Origin of the sequence: Pontibacter chitinilyticus (genome assembly GCF_039748935.1) — a bacterium.
GTDB classification, from domain to species: domain Bacteria; phylum Bacteroidota; class Bacteroidia; order Cytophagales; family Hymenobacteraceae; genus Pontibacter; species Pontibacter chitinilyticus.
In genome coordinates this window covers 72,559-98,323 of record NZ_JBDIZJ010000014.1, presented here as the reverse complement: position 1 = coordinate 98,323, position 25,765 = coordinate 72,559, and the positions used below count along the sequence as shown (strand labels likewise).

Annotated in this window: 25 protein-coding genes and 1 tRNA gene; 11 read left to right on the top strand and 15 right to left on the bottom strand. The window is 50.5% G+C overall.

What is annotated here, in order from left to right:
* Positions 1–60: 60 nt before the first annotated feature.
* The 4 genes from ABDW72_RS17840 to ABDW72_RS17825 all read right to left on the bottom strand — a co-directional run bounded on the left by ABDW72_RS17840 (position 61) and on the right by ABDW72_RS17825 (position 4,902).
* On the bottom strand, positions 61–2,001 hold the full coding sequence (locus tag ABDW72_RS17840) for a CHU_0125 family OmpA-like outer membrane integrity protein (protein WP_347159963.1): 1,941 nt from the start codon (positions 1,999–2,001) through the stop codon (positions 61–63).
* A gap of 27 nt (positions 2,002–2,028) precedes the next feature.
* Positions 2,029–2,511 carry a hypothetical protein gene (locus tag ABDW72_RS17835; protein ID WP_347159962.1) on the bottom strand — a complete coding sequence of 161 codons (483 nt, stop codon included), beginning with the start codon at positions 2,509–2,511 and terminating at the stop codon, positions 2,029–2,031.
* A gap of 103 nt (positions 2,512–2,614) precedes the next feature.
* Positions 2,615–3,397: a (Fe-S)-binding protein gene (locus tag ABDW72_RS17830; protein WP_347160000.1), complete on the bottom strand. Its 783-nt coding sequence runs from the start codon at positions 3,395–3,397 to the stop codon at positions 2,615–2,617.
* Positions 3,398–3,525: 128 nt separating this feature from the next.
* On the bottom strand, positions 3,526–4,902 hold the full coding sequence (locus ABDW72_RS17825; RefSeq protein ID WP_347159961.1) for a 4Fe-4S dicluster domain-containing protein: 1,377 nt from the start codon (positions 4,900–4,902) through the stop codon (positions 3,526–3,528).
* Between the two features lie 165 nt (positions 4,903–5,067).
* On the opposite strand from ABDW72_RS17825, the gene ABDW72_RS17820 reads away from it, so the two are divergent.
* Positions 5,068–5,143 (top strand) — tRNA-Phe (locus tag ABDW72_RS17820).
* Between the two features lie 87 nt (positions 5,144–5,230).
* Here ABDW72_RS17820 and ABDW72_RS17815 read toward each other — a convergent pair.
* Positions 5,231–6,322 (bottom strand): tetratricopeptide repeat protein, encoded by a 1,092-nt coding sequence (locus ABDW72_RS17815; RefSeq protein WP_347159960.1) that lies wholly within the window; start codon positions 6,320–6,322, stop codon positions 5,231–5,233.
* 155 nt (positions 6,323–6,477) lie between these two features.
* On the opposite strand from ABDW72_RS17815, the gene ABDW72_RS17810 reads away from it, so the two are divergent.
* From ABDW72_RS17810 to ABDW72_RS17800, 3 genes are read left to right on the top strand one after another with little or no spacing between them, the layout of a single operon-like run.
* The gene (locus tag ABDW72_RS17810; RefSeq protein WP_347159959.1) at positions 6,478–6,858 is read left to right on the top strand and encodes a phage holin family protein; all 381 of its coding nucleotides are present in this window, start codon (positions 6,478–6,480) and stop codon (positions 6,856–6,858) included.
* Positions 6,855–7,412, top strand: coding sequence for a hypothetical protein (locus tag ABDW72_RS17805; protein ID WP_347159958.1), 558 nt, complete (start codon positions 6,855–6,857; stop codon positions 7,410–7,412). The genes ABDW72_RS17810 and ABDW72_RS17805 overlap by 4 nt, the downstream gene beginning before the upstream one ends.
* A complete protein-coding gene (locus tag ABDW72_RS17800; RefSeq protein WP_347159957.1) occupies positions 7,402–8,169 on the top strand; it encodes a geranylgeranylglyceryl/heptaprenylglyceryl phosphate synthase in 768 nt (255 codons plus the stop codon). The genes ABDW72_RS17805 and ABDW72_RS17800 overlap by 11 nt, the downstream gene beginning before the upstream one ends.
* Here ABDW72_RS17800 and ABDW72_RS17795 read toward each other — a convergent pair.
* The 7 genes from ABDW72_RS17795 to panC all read right to left on the bottom strand — a co-directional run bounded on the left by ABDW72_RS17795 (position 8,152) and on the right by panC (position 14,137).
* Positions 8,152–9,078 (bottom strand): AraC family transcriptional regulator, encoded by a 927-nt coding sequence (locus ABDW72_RS17795; RefSeq protein WP_347159956.1) that lies wholly within the window; start codon positions 9,076–9,078, stop codon positions 8,152–8,154. The two genes, ABDW72_RS17800 and ABDW72_RS17795, sit on opposite strands and share 18 nt — an antisense overlap.
* Positions 9,079–9,237: 159 nt before the next feature.
* On the bottom strand, positions 9,238–10,377 hold the full coding sequence (locus tag ABDW72_RS17790) for an acyl-CoA dehydrogenase (protein ID WP_347159955.1): 1,140 nt from the start codon (positions 10,375–10,377) through the stop codon (positions 9,238–9,240).
* A gap of 236 nt (positions 10,378–10,613) precedes the next feature.
* Positions 10,614–11,297 (bottom strand): zinc metallopeptidase, encoded by a 684-nt coding sequence (locus ABDW72_RS17785; RefSeq protein ID WP_347159954.1) that lies wholly within the window; start codon positions 11,295–11,297, stop codon positions 10,614–10,616.
* A gap of 9 nt (positions 11,298–11,306) precedes the next feature.
* The gene (gene rfaE2, locus ABDW72_RS17780; protein ID WP_347159953.1) at positions 11,307–11,804 is read right to left on the bottom strand and encodes a D-glycero-beta-D-manno-heptose 1-phosphate adenylyltransferase; all 498 of its coding nucleotides are present in this window, start codon (positions 11,802–11,804) and stop codon (positions 11,307–11,309) included.
* Positions 11,788–12,831, bottom strand: a complete 1,044-nt coding sequence (locus tag ABDW72_RS17775; RefSeq protein ID WP_347159952.1) for a lysylphosphatidylglycerol synthase transmembrane domain-containing protein — start codon at positions 12,829–12,831, stop codon at positions 11,788–11,790. Before ABDW72_RS17775 ends, rfaE2 begins: the two co-directional genes overlap by 17 nt.
* Before the next feature lie 9 nt (positions 12,832–12,840).
* On the bottom strand, positions 12,841–13,188 hold the full coding sequence (panD, locus tag ABDW72_RS17770) for an aspartate 1-decarboxylase (RefSeq protein WP_347159951.1): 348 nt from the start codon (positions 13,186–13,188) through the stop codon (positions 12,841–12,843).
* A gap of 94 nt (positions 13,189–13,282) precedes the next feature.
* Positions 13,283–14,137 (bottom strand): pantoate--beta-alanine ligase, encoded by an 855-nt coding sequence (gene panC, locus ABDW72_RS17765; protein ID WP_347159950.1) that lies wholly within the window; start codon positions 14,135–14,137, stop codon positions 13,283–13,285.
* Between the two features lie 135 nt (positions 14,138–14,272).
* Here panC and ABDW72_RS17760 point away from each other — a divergent pair, with 135 nt between their 5' ends.
* The 4 genes from ABDW72_RS17760 (at position 14,273) to ABDW72_RS17745 (ending at position 19,027) form a co-directional block, all read left to right on the top strand.
* A complete protein-coding gene (locus ABDW72_RS17760; protein WP_347159949.1) occupies positions 14,273–15,085 on the top strand; it encodes a glycogen/starch synthase in 813 nt (270 codons plus the stop codon).
* Positions 15,069–16,442 (top strand): DUF4270 family protein, encoded by a 1,374-nt coding sequence (locus ABDW72_RS17755; RefSeq protein WP_347159948.1) that lies wholly within the window; start codon positions 15,069–15,071, stop codon positions 16,440–16,442. The genes ABDW72_RS17760 and ABDW72_RS17755 overlap by 17 nt, the downstream gene beginning before the upstream one ends.
* An 80-nt stretch (positions 16,443–16,522) precedes the next feature.
* The gene (gene glmS / locus ABDW72_RS17750; RefSeq protein ID WP_347159947.1) at positions 16,523–18,358 is read left to right on the top strand and encodes a glutamine--fructose-6-phosphate transaminase (isomerizing); all 1,836 of its coding nucleotides are present in this window, start codon (positions 16,523–16,525) and stop codon (positions 18,356–18,358) included.
* Between the two features lie 288 nt (positions 18,359–18,646).
* Positions 18,647–19,027 carry a RidA family protein gene (locus ABDW72_RS17745; RefSeq protein ID WP_347159946.1) on the top strand — a complete coding sequence of 127 codons (381 nt, stop codon included), beginning with the start codon at positions 18,647–18,649 and terminating at the stop codon, positions 19,025–19,027.
* Between the two features lie 85 nt (positions 19,028–19,112).
* Here the strand turns inward: ABDW72_RS17745 and ABDW72_RS17740 are convergent, their stop codons facing one another.
* Positions 19,113–20,141 (bottom strand): YihY/virulence factor BrkB family protein, encoded by a 1,029-nt coding sequence (locus tag ABDW72_RS17740; RefSeq protein WP_347159945.1) that lies wholly within the window; start codon positions 20,139–20,141, stop codon positions 19,113–19,115.
* Positions 20,142–20,320: 179 nt separating this feature from the next.
* On the opposite strand from ABDW72_RS17740, the gene gltX reads away from it, so the two are divergent.
* The 3 genes from gltX (at position 20,321) to ABDW72_RS17725 (ending at position 23,246) form a co-directional block, all read left to right on the top strand.
* Entirely contained in the window at positions 20,321–21,862 is a 1,542-nt protein-coding gene (gene gltX, locus ABDW72_RS17735) for a glutamate--tRNA ligase (RefSeq protein WP_347159944.1), read from the top strand.
* A gap of 128 nt (positions 21,863–21,990) precedes the next feature.
* Positions 21,991–22,347, top strand: coding sequence for a hypothetical protein (locus ABDW72_RS17730; RefSeq protein WP_347159943.1), 357 nt, complete (start codon positions 21,991–21,993; stop codon positions 22,345–22,347).
* Positions 22,348–22,478: 131 nt separating this feature from the next.
* Positions 22,479–23,246 (top strand): TIGR00266 family protein, encoded by a 768-nt coding sequence (locus ABDW72_RS17725; RefSeq protein ID WP_347159942.1) that lies wholly within the window; start codon positions 22,479–22,481, stop codon positions 23,244–23,246.
* A gap of 68 nt (positions 23,247–23,314) precedes the next feature.
* On the opposite strand, the gene ABDW72_RS17720 is transcribed toward ABDW72_RS17725, so the two are convergent.
* Positions 23,315–24,832, bottom strand: a complete 1,518-nt coding sequence (locus ABDW72_RS17720; RefSeq protein ID WP_488168641.1) for a GH3 auxin-responsive promoter family protein — start codon at positions 24,830–24,832, stop codon at positions 23,315–23,317.
* A gap of 133 nt (positions 24,833–24,965) precedes the next feature.
* Positions 24,966–25,697 (bottom strand): LPS export ABC transporter ATP-binding protein, encoded by a 732-nt coding sequence (gene lptB, locus ABDW72_RS17715; RefSeq protein ID WP_347159940.1) that lies wholly within the window; start codon positions 25,695–25,697, stop codon positions 24,966–24,968.
* Positions 25,698–25,765 lie beyond the last annotated feature (68 nt).

Below are 25,765 nucleotides of genomic sequence, written 5' to 3'. Positions count from 1 at the left end.
ACAAAAACGCAGCATAAGTATAACCTTATGCTGCGTTTTAAATTTAGCGCTACACTGATATTATTCCTGTATACGTACCACCTTGAATTCGGTGCGGCGGTTACGCTGGTGTTCTTCTTCTGTTTTGGCATTTTTCACAACCAGGCGGCTCTCGCCATAACCTTTGGCGGTAATACGTGAGCGGTCAATGCCCTTCGAGATGATGTACTCTACGGCAGATTCGGCACGGCGCTGCGACAGGTCCTGGTTATAGGCATCGGAACCACGGGCATCAGTATGGGAACTCAGCTCAATGGAAATGCTAGGATTATCTTTCAGCACCTGCACTAGCTTATCCAGCTCCACAGCGGCATCAGGCCGAATATTGGCCTTGTCGTAGTCATAGAAGATATTCTCCAGCACAATTGCTTTCTCTTTCACGATCTCGTTCAGCACCAGCGTCGCTGTCAGGCGCACTTCGTTCTCTTCTTCTGTCAACTGGTCCTGCGGCGGCATTTTGCCTACGGTAGTTACACTTTGGCGGGCAGTAAAGAAGCCCGGCTTCTCCGCCACCAGCGAGTAGGTGGAAGCACTATCCAAGGCAAAGGTAAACTTACCGCTGGCATCGGTGGTAGTGGTGCGCAGGGCCTGCCCCCGCTCATCCTGCAGTGTCACTTTGCTGTTAGGCACCGCGGTGCGCTGGCGTGCACCTTCACGCAGTTGGTACAGTGTACCATCTACAAAGAAGTTCACTTGCTTGCGCTTCGACTTTACAATCACATAGATGTCGTCGCTGCCTTTGCCGCCTTCGCGGTTAGAAGAAAAATAGCCGGTGTTGTTGTCCTTGAAAAAGATGCCGAAGTCATCACCAGGCGAGTTAACGGGCTTCCCCATATTCACTGGCTTCCCGTTTTCCACGCGGAACAGGTCCAGGTTACCTAAACCCGGCAAGCCATCGGAAGCAATGTATAAAGTACCATCCGGCCCAACTGATACAAAGCTCTCATTACCTGTCGTGTTGATATCTGGCCCCAGGTTTTCCGGTGCTGAGAAGCGGCCATTTTCATTCACGGTAGCTTTGTAGATATCATTGCCGCCCAGGCCACCTTTGCGGCTGGAGGAGAAGTATAACGTTTTGCCGTCGGGGGAGAAAGCGGGAGACGAATCCCAGGCCTGCGGGTCGTTGATGTTGAGCAGCTTGGGCTCTGTCCAGCCCCCGGCGCGATGAAAAGTGATGTATAAATCCACGTTCTGGCGCCCTTTTTTCGTTCCCTCGTTGCCGCGGGCAAATACCATTGTGCCGCCGTCGTTAGAAAAGGTGGCCAGTGCATCGTGCAGGCCCTCCACATTCACGGTTTCAAACTTATGCACGGCGCTGCCCATGCTGGCAGAGTCAGCGAGCGTGGTAGCGTAAGTATCCAAAAAGCCTTCGCCGTTGCCCAGGTACTCTTTGCCGGGGCCACGCGTAGAGGAAAACACCAGCTCGTTGGCCAGCACATAGGGCGCGAACTCTGATGCTTCCGAGTTGAGCGCGCCCAAGTTGTGGACCTCATACTTCTGGTTGCTGCGCAGAATATTACTAATCGTGCTGAAGTTCTCCACCTCTTTGGCGGCCTGTGCTTTCAGTTGGGTGTTGGTGCCCACGCGCAGGTAATCCTGCAATTGATTGAGGGCTTCTTCGTACTCGCCATTAGCTTTCAGCGCCAAGCCATAGTAGAAGTAAGCATCTTCCCGCTTAAAGCCACCCTCTAAAGCCGCTTTATAGTATGGAGCGGCCAGCGCAATGCGGTTAGAGCGGCGGTAAGCCTCCGCGATCCGGTAGTTGATCTCGCCGGCGTTAGGTTCCTTAGTGAGTGCCTGCTTGTAGTATGCGATGGCCCGTTCGTACTGCTCCTGCTCAAAGCGTTTGTCGCCTTTGCTGAGGTACTTGCCGGTGCCACAGCTCCCAAGCACCACAAGCAGCGCAAATAAACTAACAAGCTTCAGTTTCAGGGCGATAGGCTTTTTTAGCAATTGATGCATGAGCAAGTATAAATTCGTTTTTGGCAGTTAAAAATACTTGGAGAGCCAGCTGTTACCGGCCGGCCGTGGCCATGCCTCCCGCAACTCTCCGTAATCATGTACTAATGTATCAAAATAAAGTGTATTTTTATCAATGTCGCCGGCAGCCACTTTGCCTTTCAGCTCCTGCATGGGTACTACCTCTACCTGCCCTTCGCGCAGGAAAGCTAAGCGGGTACGGTCGAAAAACGAGACGTTAAGCTGCTGCTCCAATTCCCGAACAAAGTGCACTGATTTATCAATCGAGCAACCACTGGCCGATGTGGCGCTTTCGTTATTCGCTAAAACTAAAAACTGGTTGTGGAGCAGCCGTGCCGAAGCCTGCAAGCCTTTCCCGTGGCTACTCCACTCTTCTGCAAAACGCTGCAGTTGGGGATTTATTTCAGCCTGTTCCGCCGCTGTCAGTGGCCGGTCAGCCTGGTAGATCCAGAGGCGCGCATGCTGCGGCAATTCGTCAAACGGAATATACATGTTATAGTTGATTGTTTGTTGTTGGATGGCTTCGAGGTAGCAGGTTTAGTGCTAAATGGTTGATGTAAAGGAATACAGCACCCTTACACATGTAACCTTTCCCTTACCTGCTCAACCCTTCGGCTTGCGCGATCAATTCGGCAATATCGAAGACTTTTACGTTTTCTTCCTGCTCCTTGTTCTTCACGCCATCGCTCATCATCACCATACAGAACGGGCAAGCCGTTGCAATTACGCTGTTGCCGCCACCTAACGTAGCCAGTGCTTCCTCGGTGCGCTCAATGTTGATGTCCTTTTTGCCTAGCTCCGGCTCTTTCCACATCTGGGCACCACCGGCACCGCAGCACAAGCCATTGGCCCGCACACGCTTCATCTCCACCAGGTCGGCATCCAGGGCTGCAATTACCTCGCGTGGCGCTTCGTAAATGCCATTGGCACGGCCCAGGTAGCAGGAATCATGGTAAGTGATGCGCTTGCCCTTGAACGCTTCGCCGCCCTGCACGTGCACTTTGCCCTCGTTTATAAGCTGCTGCAGAAAGGTAGAGTGGTGGATCACCTCATAGGTGCCGCCCAGATCAGGGTATTCATTTTTGATGGTGTTGAAGCAATGCGGACAGGCCGTTACGATCTTCTTGATGTTGTATCCGTTCAGCACCTCAATATTGGTAAGCGCCTGCATCTGGAACAGGAACTCATTGCCAGCCCGCTTGGCCGGATCGCCGGTGCAACTCTCTTCTGTACCCAGCACGGCATACTTAATGCCGACGTGTTCCAGTATCTGCACAAAAGCACGGGTCACACGTTTATAGCGGTCATCAAAAGCACCGGCACAGCCCACCCAAAACAAAATTTCGGGCTCCTCGCCGCTAGCAGCCATTTCAGCCATGGTCGGCACTTTCACTAATCTTTTATTCTCTTCCATTTGGTTTTATACTTGAAAAGACGCTTGAACAAAACACAAAGGATTGCTTGTACAGGTCCTTTGCTTTTATGCTTCGCCTGAAAATTGCTTTGTTAGTTTTTTGAAGGCACGTACAGGTCGTCAGCCCAGTTAAAGCGGTCGGCTGGGGAGAAGGCCCAGGGCGCTCCGTTGTTCTCTATGTTGGTAAACATGGCATTCAGCGAGGCTGGCGCGGCGGACTCTTCCAGCACCAGGAAGCGGCGCAGGTCCATGATGGTTGACAGTTGGTCTATGTTCACCGGACAGGCTTCTACGCAGGCATTGCAGGTGGTGCAGGCCCAGAGTTCTTCCGGGGTTACATAGCCGCGCAGCAATGTTTTTTCTTCGGTTACCTCCACACGCTCCACGCCCATTTCTTGGTAATGGTTAGGGTGGAAGATAGCCGGATGTTCTCCTTTCTCTTCCATCCTGTCGCGGGTATCCATCACAATTTTGCGTGGCGAGAGCAACTTGCCGGTAATGTTAGCCGGGCAAACAGCTGTGCAGCGGCCGCACTCCGTGCAAGTATAGGAGTCCATGAGCTGTTTCCAGGTCAGGTCTTCCACGTCTTTAGCGCCAAAGCGCTGCAGAATCGGGTTGCCATCAGCGTCCATTTCCGGGGCAGGTGGCTGGTAGCTGGGGTCCAGCATGGCTTTTATCTCGTGCGTAATAGCCGGATTAGTGGTAAACTTACCTTTGGGCAGCAGCTTGGAGAAGTATACGTTCGGGAAAGCCATGATAATGTGAAAGTGTTTGGAACTAGGCAGGTAATTCATAAACGCCAGAATGCCCAGGATATGAATCCACCAGCCCACACGCTCAATCACGTGCAAAGTACCAGCATCTGCGCCGAAGAGGTTTACGAAGGCGCCACTCACCGGAAAGCTGCCCGCCATCGGCTCACCGCTCAGCTGTGCCAGTTTCTGGTCGGCAATGTTAAAGGCAAACAGTGCCAGCATCAGCACGATTTCAGTAACAAGTATGATATTGGCATCCAGCTCAGGCCAGGCACGCATCTCTACGCCAGAGGCCAGGCGCGGCAGCTTTTTCACATTACGGCGCCACAGGAAAATAGCACAGGCTATAATCACCAGCGCCGCCAGCACCTCATTTACCGCCATCAGGCCACTATACAGCACCCCGGCAAAACCCAGGATGCGGTGCGTGCCAAAAATACCATCGATCAGTATCTCGATCACCTCCACATTGATCACCAGAAAGCCGACATACACAAACAGGTGCAGCACAGCAGGCACAAGGCGCTTAAACATTTTCTGCTGCCCAAACGCCACCAGCAGCACGTTGTTAAGGCGCTCCGACGGGTTATCGGCCAGCACCATGTTGCGGCCCATTAGTACATTGCGACGTATCCGGCTGATCTGCCACGCAAACAGACCGATACCCATCACCGCCACTATCAGGAAGATGATATTCTCAATTCCTATCGCCATAAATTATTCGTTATACATACTAATTGATAGATAAAGATACTAAATAATGCCAATAAAGGTACGCAGCGGCTGTTTTTAAAATAATTTTAGGAAGAATGTTTGCTACTTAAAAATTGGTTACTACTTTTGCATACCCTTACGGAATAGGGTGGCACAACAAGAGCTGGTGATGTAGCTCAGTTGGTAGAGCAAAGGACTGAAAATCCTTGTGTCGTTGGTTCGATTCCAATCATCACCACCAAAACCCTTGTCAGCAATGGCAAGGGTTTTTTGTTTTTATGCGCTTACCTGTATAAAACCCTAACAGCCATACTTTGTTCGTGGCGCCTTACCGGCAGCCCTTCCGCAATTCCAGCAAGGCTGCCGAGTAGCCCAACTGATAGGCTTTGCCGAAGTGCACACAGGCTGAATCGGGCTGCTGCGCCCGTTCTGCGCGGCCCAACAGGTAGTATACCCGGCCATTCTCCTTATCCAGGTACAGCGCCTGCCGGTAATCCAGGGTTGCGGCCTGGTTGCTCCCGGTTTTATAATAGCCAAAGCCGCGGTAAGTAAGTGCATCTACCTGCCGTGCCTTGCCGCTGGTGTGCTGCAGAAAGAGGGTCAGGTCGGCAATAGCATCTTTATACTTGTGCAGGTAAAACAGGCGTACTTCGCCGCGCTTCAGGTATGCTTTCCACAATTTGCTGTTGAGTTGCAGAGCCCGGCTCTGGTCTGCCTCGGCTTGTTTATACTTTGCTAAATGCTGGTAGCTGCGCCCGCGCATGTAGTATGCTTCTGCTGAGGGCCGCTGCTGCAGGGCAATTACCTGGTTCAGGTCATTGAGGGCGGCGTCATAATCTTCAAACACGTTCAGCTCTATGCCTGCCCTGGCCTGGTAGGCTGCTGCATGGTCCGGCTGAAAAGAAATGGCATCCGACAGCAGCCGGTGCGCACTGCTATACTTACCATGCTCCATATACATGAGTGCGGTTTTATACTTGTCCTCCCCGGTAATGTAATCCATCACTACTTTCAGCAGCAGGCTCATCAGCAGAATACCTCCTACAAATGTTAACGTGATCACCCAGTCTTTGCGGGAGAAACGGCGGCCTTCGTCCTGCCGGATGGTGTGGTAATGGCGCTCTGACACCGGGGCTGGCGGCCGGGTACGGTAATAGGGCGTGCTATACTGCCGCGCGTGCTGCCGGAGCGATCGGTGCTCATACTGGTACAGCAGCCGCAGGTCGTAGCGGGCGCGCTTGCTGGTATCGGAGAGAGTTTGATAGGCTGTATTCACTAACTTAAACTGCTCCTCTGCCAGCACATTGCCCGGGTTTTTATCGGGATGATACTTCAACGCGAGCCGCTTGTAAGCACGCTTTACTTCCTGTGTAGAGGCTGTCGCACTTATCTCTAGAACAGTGTAAAAGTTAGGCTCCAAGCAGGCTGTAAATTAAAAAGTTGTGGGTTTAAATTAGCTAATTTCGTACAATATACCGCAAAATCCGTACTACACTCTTAACTGAATATACTTAGCGTAAATTTTTTAATCTACCTCCGTATACAGAGAAAGCATCAAAAAAGCTAAAAGAAATTATGGCAATTCAAGACAACGGCGCACGGGAAAAGAATCCAAACCTGATTGAAAACCTGATGGGGTATATTGATACCCGCATTGATATCATCCGGCTGGAAATACAGGAGAAGCTCAAATCCTCATTTGTAACATTGCTGCATGTGGTGTTGCTGGGTTTTACGGCTTTAATGTTTTTTATCTTTTTCAACATTTTTCTGGGCTTACTGCTCAACGACCTGCTCGACAGTTACTTCTGGGGCTTCGGTATAATTGCACTTATTTACGTAATACTACTAGTAGTGCTGATCGTGGGAGTAGATAAAAAGATTTTCCAGGGTGTAGCCGATAAAGCATTTGACAATACTATTTATAAAGCAGATAAACGAGAACCAAACGTATGAGCGAGTTAAACAACCCTCTTTTTGAGGACCAGCGGGAGTTTTTAGAGCGCCAGAAAGACGAGTATAAGCATGCTCTGATGGGCGATGTAGACCACCTCAAAGCACAGGGAGAGGAGATTGGCAAGAAAGTGGCCATGGCTGGTGGTGTGCTGCTGGCCGGCTACCTGCTGAAACGCCTCTTTAGCAGAGGAGGGGATAAAAAAAAAAGTAGGAAAGTAAAAAAGGCAAAGAAACGGCTCAAGGCTTCTGGTAAAAGTAGTACAGCCAAAGAACCGGCCTCTTTTGACCCGCGTGTTTATAAAGTAGAGGAAAGCCACCCGGCTTATGGCACAACCAACCATACCTCTACGGCAGTGGCAAAAGGCTTTATGAAGTCCGATCTGGCACAGGCCATTTCGCAGCAGGTAGTAGCTTTGCTGATGATCTACATCTCGAAAAAGGTGGAAGAATACTTAAACAGTGTCTCTGAAAATAACGATATTGCGGCTGCACCACTGGTGGTGACTGAGATAGAGACCACTGAGTATATCGTTCCGGAAGAGAATGCCCTTTAGCGAAAACCGATTAAAAAAACCTTATCTACTATCAGGCAGGAAGCACTTCGCTGTGCTGCTCGATCCCGACAACCTGACGGAGAATTCCTGCCTGAGCTTACTGGCCCAAAGTAAATCCTGCCACATCGACTTTTTTTTTGTTGGAGGAAGCCTGATTACAACAGATAACCAGGCAGCCATTATCCGGCTGATTAAGGCGCACACCACTATTCCAGTTATACTTTTCCCAAGCAGCAGCCTGCACATCGACCAGCAGGCAGATGGTATTCTGCTGCTCTCCCTTATCTCTGGCCGTAATCCTGATTTCCTGATCGGGCAGCACGTTCTTTCGGCCCCTATGCTGAAGGCTAGCCTGTTGCAGGTATACCCAACAGGCTATATGTTGGTAGATAGCGGCCGCCAGACTACAGCTTCTTACATGAGCGGCACTACTCCCCTGCCACACGATAAACCAGCTATTGCCGCCTGCACAGCTATGGCCGGCGAGCTGCTGGGTCTGCAATACATCTACCTGGATGGCGGCAGCGGGGCACTGCAGCCGGTACCTTCCCCCATGATTGCTGCCGTACGGGCGGCTGTAGACCTGCCCCTTCTTGTTGGCGGCGGTATTAACACTATCAAAAAAGCAAAAGATGCTTTGGAAGCAGGCGCAGACCTGATTGTGGTAGGCAACCATATAGAAAAAAACCCCGGCTTTCTGGCCGAGGTTTCCAATCTTGTCGCTTCTTACAACGTCGCGTTAAATGTTAGTCGCTGATTCGCGGCGACGCATCTTACCGGCTGGTATACCAAACATCATTTTAAAACGGCGGCAGAAGTAAGCAGTATCTTTATACCCTACTTCTTTGCCAATCTCGCGAATGCTCTTTTTGGTAGTCCGTAGCAGGAACACGGCACGCTCCATGCGCTGGTATTCGATGTAGTCCTGCGGGTTAATGCCGGTTAGCATTTTGAAGTACTGGCCTACATAATCTTCCGACACGTTTGCTACATTCGAAAGTACCTTATTCGACAGATCGCCACCTAAGTTCTCTTTGATGTAATTGAACAGGTCAATCAGGCGCGGATCTTTGAAGTACGTGCTGTTGGTAGCCAACTGCTCCACAAACATGCGGTTGCGCAGGATGTGGCGTACAATCTCTACTACAATGTTCTCAGTGTAGATGTTAATCAGGCGCTCCTTCCCTGGCAGGTCCTGCATGCTCTCTTCCACCACTTTGATGACCAGGTTGGCCAACTTGTTGTTGTTAGAGATCAGGAAAGCCGGCAGGTCCAGCGAGGCGAAAAAGTTAACCGAGTCAAAAACTTTTGCCTCGAAACTCACATAGCTGTGGCTTTCTTCTGCATCGCCGATCAGGTCCAGATCGTTATTACTCCTAAAGAACTTCTCTCTATTAGAGATCAGATCGTCATTGGTGATGGTCCTTCCTTCCCCTTGCGGGCCGTAGGTCACTTTTGTACTGCGACCGCCTGGTATAAACAACAATTCTCCTTCTTCCACCAGTTGCTCCTCTTCCCCAAAAAAGACGCTTCCTTTGTGTAACAGGATCAGGTTGTTCCCCACATCATAGGCATTGCGTACCGTAAAAGGCTGCTGCAACACCAGATTTTTAGCTTTAATGAACCGCACCCCAAGCGATTCAATAATTTTATTGTAATCTTCCATGTATGTTACCAACTAACTTTTATACTATAAACCCTTTAATTTGGCCTAAAGCTAAGACTAATCTTTATAAAATTCAAAATAATTCTAAAAATTAAATTTTAATTAGCTAAAGCCTATTCATAGATTAAACGACACATAGACAGCATTTTAATGCCAATTCTACTTTAGTAATTCTCTTGAAATTACTATTTTCTGTATCTCCGAAGTGCCTTCATAAATTTGTGTAATTTTAGCATCACGCATCAAACGTTCTACATGGTATTCTTTTACGAAGCCATAACCGCCATGCACCTGCACTGCTTCCACAGTGGTATCCATGGCTACTTTCGAGGCAAAAACCTTCGCCATTGCGCCTGATTTTCCATAGTCCCGGTTGCTGTCTTTATCGTCAGCGGCCTGCAGGCATAGCAGCCGGGCAGCTTCGATGTTAGTGGCCATATCGGCCAACTTGAACTGAATGGCCTGGTGCTGCGCAATCTCTACCCCGAAGGCTTTCCGTTCTTTGGCATACTTTACAGCCAGTTCGTATGCGCCGGAAGCAATCCCGAGTGCCTGCGCTGCAATTCCAATACGGCCACCGGCCAGCGTCGACATCGCGAATTTGAAGCCGAAGCCATCTTCGCCAATGCGGTTTTCTTTCGGCACCTTCACATCCGTAAACATCAGCGAGTGCGTGTCGGAGCCGCGAATCCCCAATTTGTTTTCTTTCTTACCCACTACAAAGCCTTCGGCGCCACGCTCTACGATCAGGGCGTTGATGCCGCGATGGCCTTTCTCCGGGTTTGTTTGTGCAATCACCAGGTATACTGAGGCCGTGCTGCCATTGGTGATCCAGTTCTTGGTACCGTTCAGCAGGTAGTAATCACCTTTGTCTTCGGCTGTAGTATGCTGCGAGGTCGCATCAGAACCGGCTTCCGGCTCTGACAGGCAAAAAGCGCCGATAATCTCGCCGGTAGCTAACTTGGTTAGATACTTCTGCTTTTGCTCTTCGGTGCCATACTTCTCCAGGCCCCAGCAAACAAGGGAGTTATTTACAGACATTACAACAGAAGCAGAAGCATCTATTTTGGAGATCTCCTCCATTGCCAGCACATACGATACCGTATCCATGCCGCCGCCGTTATACTTCGGATCCACCATCATGCCTAAAAAGCCAAGCTCACCCATCTTCTTAATTTGTTCAGCCGGAAATTTCTGGTGCTCGTCGCGCTCAATAACGCCGGGCAACAGTTCGGTCTGGGCAAATTCGCGGGCAGCGGCCTGTACTGCTAACTGTTCTTCTGTAAATTGAAAATTCATGCTTATGTATGTATGAAAGAATGAAGTGATACGGTAATTAAGGGCACAAAGCTATGAAATACGTGGTATAATTTAAACCGGACAGAACAATAATTGTTCTGGCAGCCTTTATACTTATACATGAACGACAGACCGCCCAAACATATTTCATATAAAATAATACAAATAAGCAACACCGCCTTTCAGTTGAAAGGCGGTGTTGCTTATTTGTCGTGTTACAATTTATACGGGACGCCTTAATTCCGACGGCCACCCATCAGCAACGAAACGTAATACAACAGGGTAGCCAAAGAGCCCAGCGCAGCTACCACATAGGTCAGTGCGGCCCATTTAAGCGAATCTTTCGCCATGCCATACTCCTGCCTGCTAACCACACCGCTCTGGCTGATCCAGGCCAGCGCACGCTTGCTGGCATCAAACTCTACAGGTAAGGTAATAAAGCTAAAGAGCGTGGTGAGGCCAAACAGCGCGACACCAATGGCCAGCGGCACTGGCGTTGTCTGCAGCATAAAGATCCCGATCAGAATGATCCACTGCATATAGCGCGATGTGATGCTCAGCGCCGGCACCATGGCCGAACGGAACTTGAGAAAAGCATACGCTTTGGCATGCTGCACGGCATGCCCGCACTCGTGGGCAGCTACGGCAGCGGCAGCGGCGCTGCGCGCCTCATACACATACTCGCTCAGGTTTACCGTTTTGTCGGAGGGGTTATAATGGTCTGTTAAACGGCCGGCAACCGACATTACTTTTACATCCGTAATGCCATTGTCATGCAGCATCTTCTCCGCAACTTCCCGGCCGCTCAAGCCCGAGCTCAGCGGTACCTGCGAGTATTCCTTGAACTTACTTTTCAGCCGGGCACTCACACCCAGGCTAACCAGCATAAAAATGATACCTATGAAATATATTCCTAACATGGCTATACTTTATTCTTGTTTTGAATGTACTTGTTGTTCTATTTTCTTCACGATGTTAGTGGTCGAATAGCCTTTTACCAGCGGCACTGTCTTCACTTCGCCGCCACGGGCGCTTACCACTTCGTGCCCTACGATCTGCTCCACTGCATAATCATCGCCTTTCACCAGTATATCCGGCTGCACGGCTTTGATCAGTTCCAGGGGCGTATCTTCATCAAAGAGCACTACTGCATCTATAAACAAAAGGGATGCCATAATGCGCGCGCGCGACATTTCGTCCTGTAGCGGACGGCTCGGGCCTTTTATACGGCTAATGGAGGCATCGGTATTAAGCCCCAGCACGAGTTTATCGCCAAGTTGTCTGGCTTTTTCAAGATAGTCTACGTGGCCCAGGTGCAGGATGTCGAAGCAGCCGTTGGTGAATACGATCTGCTGGCCTTGTGCACGCCATTGCTGCACCTGCTGCTGCAACTGCGGAAGAGATAGAATTTTATCGGTTGAGTTCATGAAGGGGTATGTTCGTTTCGGCCGGCTGCACGGCAGAACCTCTGCGCTTTAGCATGCTGGCTATAAAACTAAGCACTCCCATTACAACGACCAAAAGTGTTTGCGAAGTATGCGCCAGCAAGGCGTAGGCCATGCCAGCCTCGCGGTTAACGCCATACAGCAGCAAGGTGGCCTGCACCAGCAGGTGGTATACGCCCACGCCACCCTGCACCGGCGCCGCCATACCCAGGCTGCCCACCAGCAAAACAGACAGGCCGGCACCCCAACCCAGACTGCTGGTGCCCGGCAAAGCAAAGAATACGACCACACTCATGCCGTAGTACATGGCCCACACAAAAACAGTATGTCCCCAAAAGGCCAATTGGTTATCTACTTTGGTAATGCTGAACACCCCCTGCAACATGCCCCGCACAAATCCTACAGCCTTTTTAAAGAAAGCATGCTGGCGCAGGCGGCTCAGGTAGCGCAGCCCTATACCAAGTATAAATATGCTCAAAGCCAGCAGTGCCCATATCACCCAATAGAACGAGTTTATACTTTGCTCCAGGTGGCTATACTTGTCTGTGAAGAGTTCGACAAAGAACTCGCGGATGCGGCCAAACTCGATCAGGAAGGTAAGGGCCACCACCAGCAACAGCATCAGCATATCGATAAAGCGCTCAGCTATGACGGTGCCAAAGCCGGTATTAACAGGCAGGTTATCGGTGCGCTTCAGAATGGTGCAACGGGCCACTTCGCCCATGCGGGGCAGCACCAGGTTGGCCAGGTAGCCCACCATCATGGCGTTATAGGTGTTGGCAAACGAAGGGTTGTAGCCGGTGGGCCTGATCTGCATCTTCCAGCGGATGGCACGGCTTACATAGGCAAAGGCTCCCATCACCACCGACAAGAGCACCCAGCCATAGTTCGCATTTTTCAGTTCTGCCCACATCCGCGCAAAGTCCAGCTCTTTTAGCGCGTACCACATCAGAAAAGCGGATACACCTAAAAGCAGACTATACTTCAGGAAAGAGAGCAGTTTCTTCATGCACGGTAATTATACCAGGCGGTTGTGCTGGTCCGGGAAAACAAGTGTCGGCTGGTGGGTTTTGGCGCCTTCAAATTTAATGCTGCAATAGGAGATCACGATTACGATATCGCCTACCTGCACTTTGCGGGCGGCCGGGCCATTCAGGCAAACCGTGCCGGTAGCGCGCTCGCCTTTGATGACATAGGTCTCAAAACGCTCGCCATTGTTGATGTTCACGATCTGTACTTTCTCATTCTCCACCAGGTTGGCGGCATCCATCAGGTCCTCGTCAATGGTAATGCTGCCCACATAGTGCAGCTCGGCCTGTGTTACTTTACAACGGTGAATTTTAGACTTTAATACCTCGATATACATGATGACGTGTTGTAATAAAGCGCAAAGTTAGAGAATAAGCAGGATATTAACTACCAAACTGGCAGCACCTGCTTTCCTTCCGCTTAGAAACAATCTATGCTTCGTTTAAATTCACGAGGAGGTTATCAATCAGGCGAACAGGGCCTACAAAAGCAGCAATGCACAGCGCTACCTCTCCGGCGTTTTCTGTCTGCGCCAGCGGCTGCAGTGTATCGGGGTTAGCTACCTCAAAGTATTCCAGTTGTACCTGCGCTATACTTGCCAGGTAAGCTTCTACGGTTGCTTTTATAGTATAGAGCGGCTTTTTACCCAGTTGTTCTTTTGCCAGTTGCAGGGCTTTGTAAAGGCTGGTGGCCTGCTGCCGCTGCACCGCATCCAGGCGCTTGTTGCGCGACGACATGGCCAGCCCGTCCGGTTCGCGCACAATTGGGTAGCGCACCAGTTCCAGGTTAAAGCTAAGTCCCTGCACGAGTTGGTTAATAATGGCGTACTGCTGCAGGTCCTTCTGCCCGAAGTAAGCACGGTGCGGCTGCACCAGGTGGAACAACTTGCTCACTATCGTTGCCACGCCATGGAAGTGCCCCGGGCGGTGTTCTCCTTCCATAACGGCCTCCAGCGGCCCGAAACTAAACTGCAGCAGCGACTGTTGTGGGTATACTTCTTCTTTGTTGGGGGCAAACAGGTAATCGCATGCCACGGAGTGCAGCAGCTCAATGTCCTGCTCCAGCGTGCGGGGGTATAAGTCGTAATCATCTGGGTTGTTAAACTGGGTAGGATTTACGAAGATGCTGCAAACAGTAACATCGTTGTCCTGGGCAGAAGCGCGCAGCAACGCCAGGTGGCCCTGGTGCAGGGCGCCCATGGTCGGCACAAAACCTATTGTTTTGCCACTGCAGCGGAGCGCCTGCACCAGAGTATGCATGTCGCTTGCCTGCTTTATAACTTGCATGAGAAGGAGTTTAGTTAAATGGGACAGTTAAAGCCGGCAAAAGTAAGTTATAGCTCATAAAATTGAAAATTAGAACAAAAAATACTAATTTTGCACGTCCCATTACTGTTGCTTTATAAATTTTAATATCATACCATGTCTAAATTGCGCATCTTATACGCCGCCACCGAAATCAATCCTTTCTTGCAGACCACAAAAGTAGCAGAGTTTCTGGAAACCCTGCCACAGGGGATGCAGGAACGCGGAATGGAAATTCGTATTTTTGTTCCACGGTTCGGCCTGATTAACGAACGCAAAAACCGTTTACATGAGGTGGTACGCCTTTCCGGCATCAACATTGCCGTAGGTGACGATGAAAAACCGCTGGTTATCAAGGTGGCTTCTATTCCGAATGCCAAACTTCAGGTTTATTTTATTGATAACGAAGACTATTTTCACCGAAAGTCCGTTTTCGTGGACAAGAACAACAAGTTTCACCAGGATAATGATGAGCGCGCGATCTTTTTCTGCAAAGGTGTGCTGGAAACAGTAAAGAAACTGGGCTGGGCGCCAGACGTGGTGCATTGCAACGACTGGATGACAGGCCTGATTCCGATGTATTTGAAATCGACCTATAAGAAAGACCCGATCTTTAAAGATGCCAAATCGATGTTTACCGTGTACAACCACAACTATAAGCATCAGTTTGACGGTAACCTGCTGGAGAAAGTAAAAATGCTGGACATCGACGACGACATGCTTACTAACCTGCAGTCAGCCGACCTGGACAGCTTTATTAAAATTGGTATGGAGTATGCCGATTCTGTGATCAAAACAAACGAAGACTTCAGCGATAACATCAATGCCATGTTCAGCGACTACATGCAGACCAAAAATATCAGCACTGTTAGCGCCGACGACACCCTGTTAGACTCTTACTACAACCTGTATAATGAACTCAGCCGTTAGAGGATTCCTTTTCTTCTTTTTTGCCACTACCCTGCTTGCCTCCTGCGAAGACCCCAGCGATATTGGACTGAACCTGCAAGACAAAAACCAACTAGGAACCGGTTTTACTGATACTTTAACTATACATTCAGGTACAGTGCTCCAGCCAGACTCGGTTCTGTCGTTCCAGATAGCACCGGTACAGGTGGGCACGTATGCTGACCCGGTACTTGGCCTGGTGCAGGCAACTACTTATACCGAACTGGGGCTGGGTGGCACCAAAGTAAACCTGGGTGATAACCTGACAGCGGATTCAGCCGTGCTGACGCTGGACTATGCCTCTATTTACGGCAACAAAAATGCGCCGCTTACGCTGGAGGTACACCGCCTGACAACAGGCTTCCAGGAGAAAGTATCTTATTTTGCGAACTCTTCGCTTCCGTATGAAAACGAGCCGCTGGGTACAGTTACGTTTCAGCCGCACCTGATACCGGTAAAGAGTGGCAATACACAGGTTGACTCTGCCGTAGTAGCCCGCGTAAAACTAGATCCGGCATTTGCTGCTGAGCTGGTGGCGCAGTCAGGCCAGAGCACCTTTGCCGACCAGGCAAGCTTTAACAACTTCCTAAACGGACTGGCACTTGTACCTAGCGGCGATCCGAATAATATCGTCAGCATCAAGCCAACCTCAGCCCGCACGAAGTTAACGCTATACTACAAGGCTGGCAGCGAACAGAAAACAAAAGACTTTACCATTGGCAGCAGCCAGCGCTTTTTTACGAACATACAAACCGATCGTACCGGCACGGCTCTCGAAGGGCTAACCCAGAAAGGACAGTATGTACCTGCTAATGAGACAGGAGGCGAAACGTACCTGCAGACCAACACGCAGCTGTTTACCAAGATAGAGATACCGGGCCTGCAGCAGTTGAAAGAGCAGCAGGGCAACATCGTGCTAAACCGGGCAGAACTGATCATTCCGGTAAAAGCAGCGTCGGTCGCCACGCTGGCACCTCCGCCGGTACTGGTGCTTTATCCGACCAACAACAACAACCACATTCTGAAGAATGCTGCAGGCGCTACGATTACAGTGCAGCAGGAACAGGCAGGCGCACTTAACCGAACAGAGTTCCCGGCTGCCATCCCTTATGATGCCAGTAAAGGCCAGTACAGCGTAAATATCACGTCGTATGTACAGGCCATTTTACAGGGGCAGAAAGCTAACACTGGCTTTTTGCTGGCTCCAACAAAGATTACGATCAGCAATCAGAATGGCTATTCTACTGTTTCAGCCGAAACATCGCCTTACCGGGCCATCCTCAGCAATACCGGGGAGCAAAAAATTAAATTATTACTATATTTTTCGAAACTAAAATAAGCAAGCTGAAGTAAGTAACTTTGTCTTATTAAAAATAGGTACCTCTTCTGGTACCTATTATACTTTATAGCAAAAATATTATGTGCGGAATTGTAGCATACGTTGGGCACCGCGACGCCTGCCCTATTATTATCAAGGGCCTTAAGCGCCTGGAATACAGAGGATACGACAGTGCAGGCATTGCCCTGATGAATGGTTCTCTGAGTGTTTTCAAAAAGAAGGGGAAAGTAGCCGATCTGGAGGCTTATATCGAGAACAAGGATACACATGGCAACATCGGGATGGGCCATACACGCTGGGCCACACACGGAGAGCCGAATGATGTGAATGCACACCCGCATTACTCATCTTCCGGTAACATCGCCATCATCCACAACGGCATCATTGAGAACTATGCCTCGCTGAAGAAGCTCCTGATCGAGAAAGGGCATACGTTTCAGTCAGAAACAGACTCGGAAGTATTTATCAACCTGATCGAAGATATACGCACCAACAACCATTGCTCTTTAGAAGAAGCCGTTCGTCTGGCGCTGCATGAAGTAGTAGGTGCATATGCTATTGTGGTGCTTGCAAAAGACAGCCCGAACCAGCTGGTTGCCGCCAGAAAAGGAAGCCCTTTAGTGGTGGGTATTGGCGATGGCGAGTTCTTCCTGGCTTCTGACGCGACTCCTATTGTGGAGTACACCAAAGAAGTAGTATACCTGAATGACTATGAGCTTGCTCTGATCAAAGATGGCCAGCTGGATATCCGAACCAAAGAAGACGTAAAGCAAACGCCTTATGTGCATCACCTGGAGATGGCGCTGGAATCGATCGAAAAAGGCGGCTACCGGGACTTTATGCTTAAGGAGATCTACGAGCAGCCCCGCTCCATTATGGACAGCATGCGCGGCCGCCTGATTGCCGAAAGCAACCACCTGATGATGGGCGGCATCCGGGAGTTCGAAAATAAATTCGTGAATGCTGAACGTATCATTATTGTAGCCTGTGGCACGTCGTGGCATGCCGGCCTGGTAGCGGAGTACCTGATCGAGGACCTGGCCCGCATACCGGTTGAGGTAGAATATGCATCGGAGTTCCGCTACCGCAATCCGATCGTAAATGAGCGTGACATCGTGATCGCCATCTCGCAGTCCGGGGAAACAGCTGATACGCTGGCAGCCCTGGAGCTTGCTAAATCGAAGGGTGCCACTATTTTCGGTATCTGCAACGTAGTAGGCTCCTCTATTGCCCGGGCTACAGATGCCGGTGCATATACGCACGCAGGTCCGGAGATCGGGGTAGCCAGCACCAAGGCTTTTACAGCGCAGGTAACTGTGCTGACGCTGATTGCCATGATCATCGGCAACAAACGTGGCACCCTAGAGACAACCAAGCTGCACGAGCTGATGGTGGAGTTGGAGAACATTCCGAGTAAAGTAGAGCAGGCCCTGCAACTTAATGATCAGATCATCGAGATTTCTGAAACGTTTAAAGATGCGACCAACTTCCTATACCTGGGCCGTGGTTACAACTTTCCGGTAGCACTGGAAGGAGCACTGAAGCTGAAAGAGATCTCTTACATACATGCGGAAGGCTACCCGGCAGCAGAAATGAAGCATGGCCCAATCGCACTGATAGATGCGCAGATGCCGGTTGTGGTGATTGCCACCAAAGATAGCTCTTACGAGAAAATTGTATCTAACGTGCAGGAGGTGCGTGCCCGTAAAGGCAAGGTGATCGCGATCGTAACAGAAGGTGATTCGGTTATTCCGGCCATGGCAGACTACGTAGTAGAAATTCCGGAGACAAGCGAGCAGCTCGTGCCGTTATTGTCTGTTATCCCGCTGCAGTTGCTATCGTATCATATTGCGGTGATGCGCGGTTGCAACGTAGATCAGCCCCGTAACCTGGCAAAGTCTGTAACAGTAGAATAATAGCCTTAATCTTTTAAGTATAAAGCAAGAAAGGGAGCCAGAAGGCTCCCTTTCTTGCTTTATACTTACTTGTGTACTTCGCTTCAGGTATACACGATAAAAGGAGAGCAAATGCCCCGCTTTCCCCGACAAATACGCGCCGTCATGTGGTAGAAGTATAGCAAAATGTAGATGGAGCAGGCATGTTGAAAGGCAAAAGCTGTTTTACCAGGCGCTGCCCGTCAGGGTAAAACAAGTATCCCTTTAATTAAGTACTTTTGAGGTAGTATATCATCAAAACGAATTTATATGGCACATACCATTATTAACTCTCCTCAGGCGCCCGCTCCTATTGGGCCGTACAGCCAGGCAACTATGGCCAACGGCATTTTATATGTTTCTGGGCAAATAGCGCTGGATGCGCAGAGCGGCAACCTAATTAGCGATAGCATCGAGGCCGAAACACACCAGGTGATGAAAAACCTGCAGGCCATACTTGCCGAGGCAGGTCTGGACTTTAGCAATGTGCTGAAGTGTACCATCTTTGTGAAGGACCTGAACAACTTTGGCCGCATCAACGAAACGTATGGCAGCTACTTTACCAGCAACCCGCCCGCCCGCGAAACAGTGGAGGTAAGCCGCCTGCCGAAAGATGTGAACGTGGAGATCTCCTGCATCGCAGCAAAATAAAAGTTACCAGCTGTGCCAGCGGCATTGCTTTCTTTAAGCATTGCTGCTGGTGTTGTGCTGCCGCTTTTAATCAAATAAGTAAGCTTCAAATATTAGCGCCCTGCGCGGCTGCCTCTTCGTCCAGGCCTTCTGGCGTAGGGCTTTCCAGTTCCAGTTCACCGTACACGTCCTTCTCGAATTTGCCCGGCTCTGCGTTTACGGCAGAATTCCCTGCTTCCACCTCTTTCTTGATAATGCGCACGGCATACTCGGCTGGATAAATATTAAACCCATACTTGCGGGAATAGACGAAGGTGAACACGGCACCAAAAAAGATGATCTGGGAGGTAAAGAACACCCACGAGAGAATAACGATCACAGAACCCGCTGCCCCGTAAACTGAACCGACATCGGTAGTGCCCAGGTAAAGGCCAATCAGGATCCGGCCGATGGAAAAGAGGATAGCCGTGACAATAGCGCCTACCCACACGTCTTTCCACCTGATCTTGGCATCAGGCAGAAACTTATAAACGCCGGCAAACATAACCGATAAGATCACGAGCCCCGATACCAGGTTGATGGCATGCAGCACGTACACGATCCAGCCCGGAAAGCGGGTTGTCAGAAAGCCGCTGATGGCCACCAGCACCGTATTAGCCAGCAACGAGGCCAGCAGAATGATCGCAATAGTCAGGATCATGCCGAAAGAGAGAAACCGGTCGACGACCAGCTTAATGTAGCCGTGCTTCGGCACGGGTTTTACATACCAGATCTCATTCAGGGAGTTTTGGAGCGAGATAAAAACACCGGTGGAAGCGACGAAAAGTGTTCCTACTCCCACAATGGTAGCGAGGCTTAGCCCGGAAAAGCGGTTGACGCTTTCCACCATTTTCTGCACTTCGTAGGCGCCCTCTGAGCCGATTAGCTCTTTGATACGGTAGTAGATTTCGCCGGAAACAGCCTGCCTGCCAAAAAAGTATCCGGCTGCGCTGATAATAATGATCAGCATAGGAGGCAGCGAAAAAATAGTATAGTAAGCCAGCGCCGCACCTTTCTGGAACGAATTATTGTCCATGAACTCCAGCCAGGTTTCCTTGAGCAGGCACCAGGCCATCTGCAATCGCTTACGCACCATGCTTAGCCGCTTTGGTATCTATATATAGCAAATACGGAAATAAGGGATTATGTTTTTGCTATCCCGCGATTACCTGATTTGCTGCGGCAGCACATTGCAGCAGTTAGCGCTGCAAAACCATACTTTATTTTGTACCTTTGCACCAGCTTTATACATGATTTTTGTTCAGATAACCATACATGGAAAGAGAAGTTAGAGTACGCTTTGCCCCCAGCCCAACCGGGCCTCTCCATATCGGTGGTGTGCGCACTGCCCTTTACAATTACCTGCTGGCTCGCAAAACAGGCGGCAAAATGATCCTGCGCATCGAGGACACCGATCAGAACCGCTTTGTGCCGGGTGCCGAAGATTACATCCGCGAGTCGCTGGCCTGGTGCGGCATCGAGCTGGACGAGAGCCCCTGGAACGGTGGCCCCTATGCCCCTTACCGCCAGTCAGAGCGTAAGCCGATGTACATGCAGTATGCGCTGCAACTCATCGAGAGCGGCCATGCCTACTACGCCTTCGATACAGCCGAAGAACTAGAGGAGATGCGGGAACGGCTGAAAGCCGCCAAAGTGGCTACACCGCAGTATAACGCTATTACGCGTGCCACCATGAAGAATTCCCTCACCTTACCAGAGGACGAGGTGAAGCGCCGCCTGGAGTCAGGGGAGCCTTATGTAATTCGCCTGAAGGTGCCGCGCAAAGAGGAGGTACGCCTGAAAGACCTGATCCGGGGTTGGGTAATGGTCCATTCTTCTTCCATCGATGATAAAGTTTTGATGAAGTCGGATGGCATGCCGACCTACCACCTGGCCAACATCGTGGACGACCACCTGATGAAGATCACTCATGTAATTCGCGGCGAAGAGTGGCTGCCAAGTGCCCCGCTGCACGTGCTGCTGTACCGCTACCTGGGTTGGGAAGATACCATGCCGGAGTTTGCACACCTGCCCCTGCTGCTGAAGCCTGATGGCAATGGCAAGCTGAGCAAGCGCGATGGCGACAAGCTGGGTTTCCCGGTATTCCCGCTGCGCTGGGAAGATCCAAATACGGGCGAAGTATCATCAGGCTACCGCGAGAGCGGTTACCTGCCGGAAGCTTTTGTAAACTTCCTGGCTTTCCTGGGCTGGAACCCTGGTACGCAGCAGGAGATATTTTCCATGCCGGAGCTGATCGACGAGTTTACGGTAGAGCGCATCGGCAAATCTGGTACGCGCTTCGATATACAGAAGGCCCGCTGGTTTAACGAGCAATACCTGCGCGCCAAACCCGATAACGAACTGGCCGGCTACCTGCTTCAAGCCCTGGCCGAGCACAACATTACCACCTCGCAGGAGAAAGCTGAAAAAATTGCCGGCCTGATGAAAGAGCGTGTGAGCTTCCCGCAGGATTTCTGGCAGGAGGCCAAGTATTTCTTTGTGGCGCCAACCGAGTATAGCGAGAAGGTAGCCTCCAAGAAATGGAACAGCCAGTCGGTCGCTGCTTTCGAGGACTTTAAAAATGAGCTGCCATCGCTGCAGGACTTTCATGCCGATAGTATAAAAGAGCTGCTCACAAGTATACTGGAGCGCCATGGCATGAAGCTGGGCCAGGTGATGCAGGCCTTGCGCCTGGCTGTAACAGGTGCCGAAGCAGGCCCCGACCTGATGCACATCATTGAGGTGATCGGCCGTGAAGAAACCGCGCAACGCATCGAAACAGCCATTCAAAAATTAAGCGCTTATACAGCTGCTTAAGTATAAAACCACTTTCAAACGAAAGGTCAGCCACTGCGGCTGGCCTTTTTTTGTGCCCTACTTTGCACCGGCACTGCAACAAATTACGGCCGCTTAACTTATACATCAGAAGTATAACGACGGAAACCATGGCTAAGAACAAGAATGAAAACAAGAACAGTAAGAAGAAATCACGGGTGCATAAGGATCTGGAAGGCTTCGAAATTAAAGTGAACGAGCACGGCGAGATCATTTCCAACTATAGCATCGACAAGATCAACGACTTTCTGAACCAGAATGTGGATGATAAAAAGCTGATGAAACGCGATGCTGCCGAAAAAGCAAAGCGCGAAGAGGAGGAATACCACATTGAGGAGGGCGAGGAAGAGGAAGAAACAGACGAAGACTTCGTGCGCAATACCAAAGGAGCATCAGACGAGGAAAGCGAAGCAGAGCTGCCTAAGGCCCGGCGCGGCAAAAAAGGAGAGACAGACGAGGAAGAATAGCCCGGCACAACATTATACTTAGCAGCCAGCAGGAGCACCGGAAGCACAAAGTAACAGTTAATTTCTCCTGCTTTTGCATTTCCCTGCCTGATTAACGATCTTTCTGCACGTACAAACCACTCCTTTTTACTATGAGAAACTCCCACGAGATAGATTACAAGATCTTCGGCAACGACATTCAGGTACTGGAGATAGAACTGGACCCGAACGAAACAGTGATTGCCGAAGCAGGCGCCATGGTCTACATGGAAGAGGGCATCGAGTTTCAGGCCAAAATGGGCGATGGCTCCAATCCCAGTCAGGGCTTTTTCGGAAAGCTGGTCGCTGCAGGATCACGCATGATTACGGGCGAGTCGTTGTTTATGACGCACTTTACGCACCGCGGGCACGGCAAAAGCAGGGTAGCATTCTCTGCACCCTATCCCGGCACCATTCTGCCCATCGACCTGAGTACCACCCGCAACAACAGCCTGATTGCACAGAAAGACGCATTTCTGGCTGCCGCTTTAGGCACCAAGCTCAGCATTCATTTTAACCAGCGGCTGGGCGCCGGCTTCTTTGGCGGTGAGGGTTTTATACTACAACGCATGCAAGGCGATGGAATGGCGTTTGTGCATGCCGGCGGCACCATTGTAGAGAAGCAGCTTCAAAACCAGACCCTGCGTGTAGACACCGGCTGCGTCGTGGCTTTTGAAGAAGGCATCGATTTCAGTATTCAGCAGGCGGGTGGTCTGAAGTCGATGATTTTCGGTGGTGAGGGCATTTTCCTGGCAACACTGCGTGGCACTGGCCGCGTATGGCTGCAGTCGATGCCGGTAAAGAAACTGATTGAGGCACTGGTACCGCGCGGCGAGAATGCAAACAAAGAAGGCGGCTTTATGAGCAGCTTTCTGGAGTAGGAACAGCAACTCCTGTTTAGCGGAAGTATGATTTGAAGTAGATTCTGATATGCTCCTTCACTGCAATGCTACAGCCTGTTTACTTCCATGATCTCCTCCAGGTACTCGCGCGAGTTGCTGAGGCGCGGCACTTTGTGCTGGCCACCGAGCTTGCCTTTGTGCCGCAGCCAGTTCATAAACGTGCCTTTGGGCGCCGCATGCACTTTGGGCTCCTGCAGGGCAATATCGTTCTGGCGCTTGGCATCATAATCGGAGTTGATCTCACGCAGCGAATTGTCGAGCACCTGTGTGAAGCGCTGCAGACTGTCCGGCTTCTTTTCAAACTCGATTAGCCACTCATGGCCGCCGCGCCGGCCGCTTTCTATGTAAATCGGTGCGGCCGTAAAGTTAGAAATGACTGCATTCGTGGCCCGGCATGCCTGCGTAACGGCCTCTTCGGCATTCTCCACGATTACTTCCTCGCCAAAAGCATTAATAAAATGTTTGGTGCGGCCGGATATTTTAATGCGGTACGGGCTAAGGCTGGTAAAGCGTACCGTATCCCCAATTTTATAGCGCCATAGCCCGGCATTGGTTGAGATAACAAGCGCATAGTTTTTACCCAGCTCCACCTCGTCCAGCGTTAGCGTGGTAGGCTCCTCTTCATCAAATTGGTCTATGGGGATAAACTCATAGTATACGCCATAGTCCAGCATCAGCAGCATCTCGTCTTCGGTACCAACTTGGTCTTGTATGCCAAAGAAGCCTTCCGAGGCATTGTATACTTCCAGGTATTTCATCTTGTCGGAAGGAATAAGGTCCTGGAACAGCGCCCGATATGGCCCAAATGCCACGGCTCCGTGCGTAAACAGCTCCAGGTTCGGCCATACTTCCAGGATGTTGCTTTTGCCGGTTACCTCCAGGATGCGCTTCAGCAGCACGTAGGTCCAGGTGGGTACTCCGCTCAGGCTAGTCACATTTTCCGGTACTGTAACCTCTACCATTTTCTCTATCTTCTCCTCCCATTTGTCCATCAGCGCTACTTTTAGCGGCGGCGTACGCATAGCCTCTGCCCAGATAGGCAGGTTCTGCATAATCACCGCCGACACATCGCCGCAGGACATTTTTGCATTCAGTTCGCTGGGATGATGACTGCCCCCAATGGAAAGCCCTTTGCCCGAGAAAAGCTTTGTTTCAGGATATAGATTAACATAGATAGAGAGCATGTCTTTGCCGCCTTTGTAGTGGCAGTCTTCCAGCGACTCAGGGCTGACGGGGATATACTTGCTGCGGGCATTGGTGGTGCCCGATGACTTGGCAAACCACTCCACCTTGCTTGGCCACAGCAGGTTTTGCTCTCCCAAGATCACACGTTCAATAAGCGGGTACATGTCTTCGTAGGTGCTCACAGGGACTCTTTCCTTGAACTCCCGCACGCTCAGGTCGTCGCTGTAGCCATACTGCTTGCCCCATTCCGTGCCTTTGGCCGTGGTGATCAGATTCTGGAATAGCTCTTCCTGTACTTCATTCGGGTACTTCCGAAACAGATCTATCTGGTGAATCCGCTTCTTCATTACCCACGTTACGATTGAATTGAATAGCTCCAAGGGGTGATTGCTGCTTGTTTGTTGAATACTTTACGAAGCTGTTGCCAGCTTCAGGCACTTTTAGCTACTCAAATACGGATTACTATTGCTTATGGGTGAACAGCCGAGGCAATTTAGCCATATAGCTATACATCTATATCTTCCGCTTCAGCTCGAAGTGCTTACCCAGGTATACCCGCCGTACCTGCTCATCAGAAGCCAGTTCTTCGGCTGTGCCTGCCTTCAGAATGCGGCCTTCAAACAACAGGTAAGCGCGGTCGGTAATAGATAGCGTTTCGTTTACGTTGTGGTCGGTAATAAGTATGCCAATGTTTTTGCTCTTAAGTTTGGCTACGATGCTCTGGATCTCTTCCACCGCGATAGGGTCTACGCCCGCGAACGGCTCATCCAGCAGTACGAACTTTGGGTCTACTGCCAGCGCTCGGGCAATTTCCGTGCGCCGCCGTTCACCACCAGACAGCACAATGCCTTTGTTCTTGCGCACATGTGTCAGCGAGAATTCCTCTAACAGGCTTTCTACCTTTTCATGTTGCTCTTTTTTGGGCATGTTCGTCATCTCCAGCACCGACAGAATATTTTCCTCTACTGTCAGCTGTCTGAACACCGAAGCCTCTTGTGCCAGGTATCCTACCCCACGCTTTGCCCGCTTATACATGGGCAAGCTGGTAATATCTTCCGAATCCAGGTAAATGGACCCGCTGTTTGGCTTCACCAGACCCACAATCATGTAGAAGGACGTTGTTTTGCCTGCCCCGTTAGGACCCAGCAAGCCCACGATCTCTCCCTGGTTTACCTCCACACTCACGTCGTTTACCACCGTACGCGATTTATACTTCTTGATCAAGTTGTCTGCTCGTAGTATCATCGCTGCTAAATTACACATTAAAGCTCCCGCTTGCAACGCCCGCCAAACATGCTATCAGTCGCTCAAGC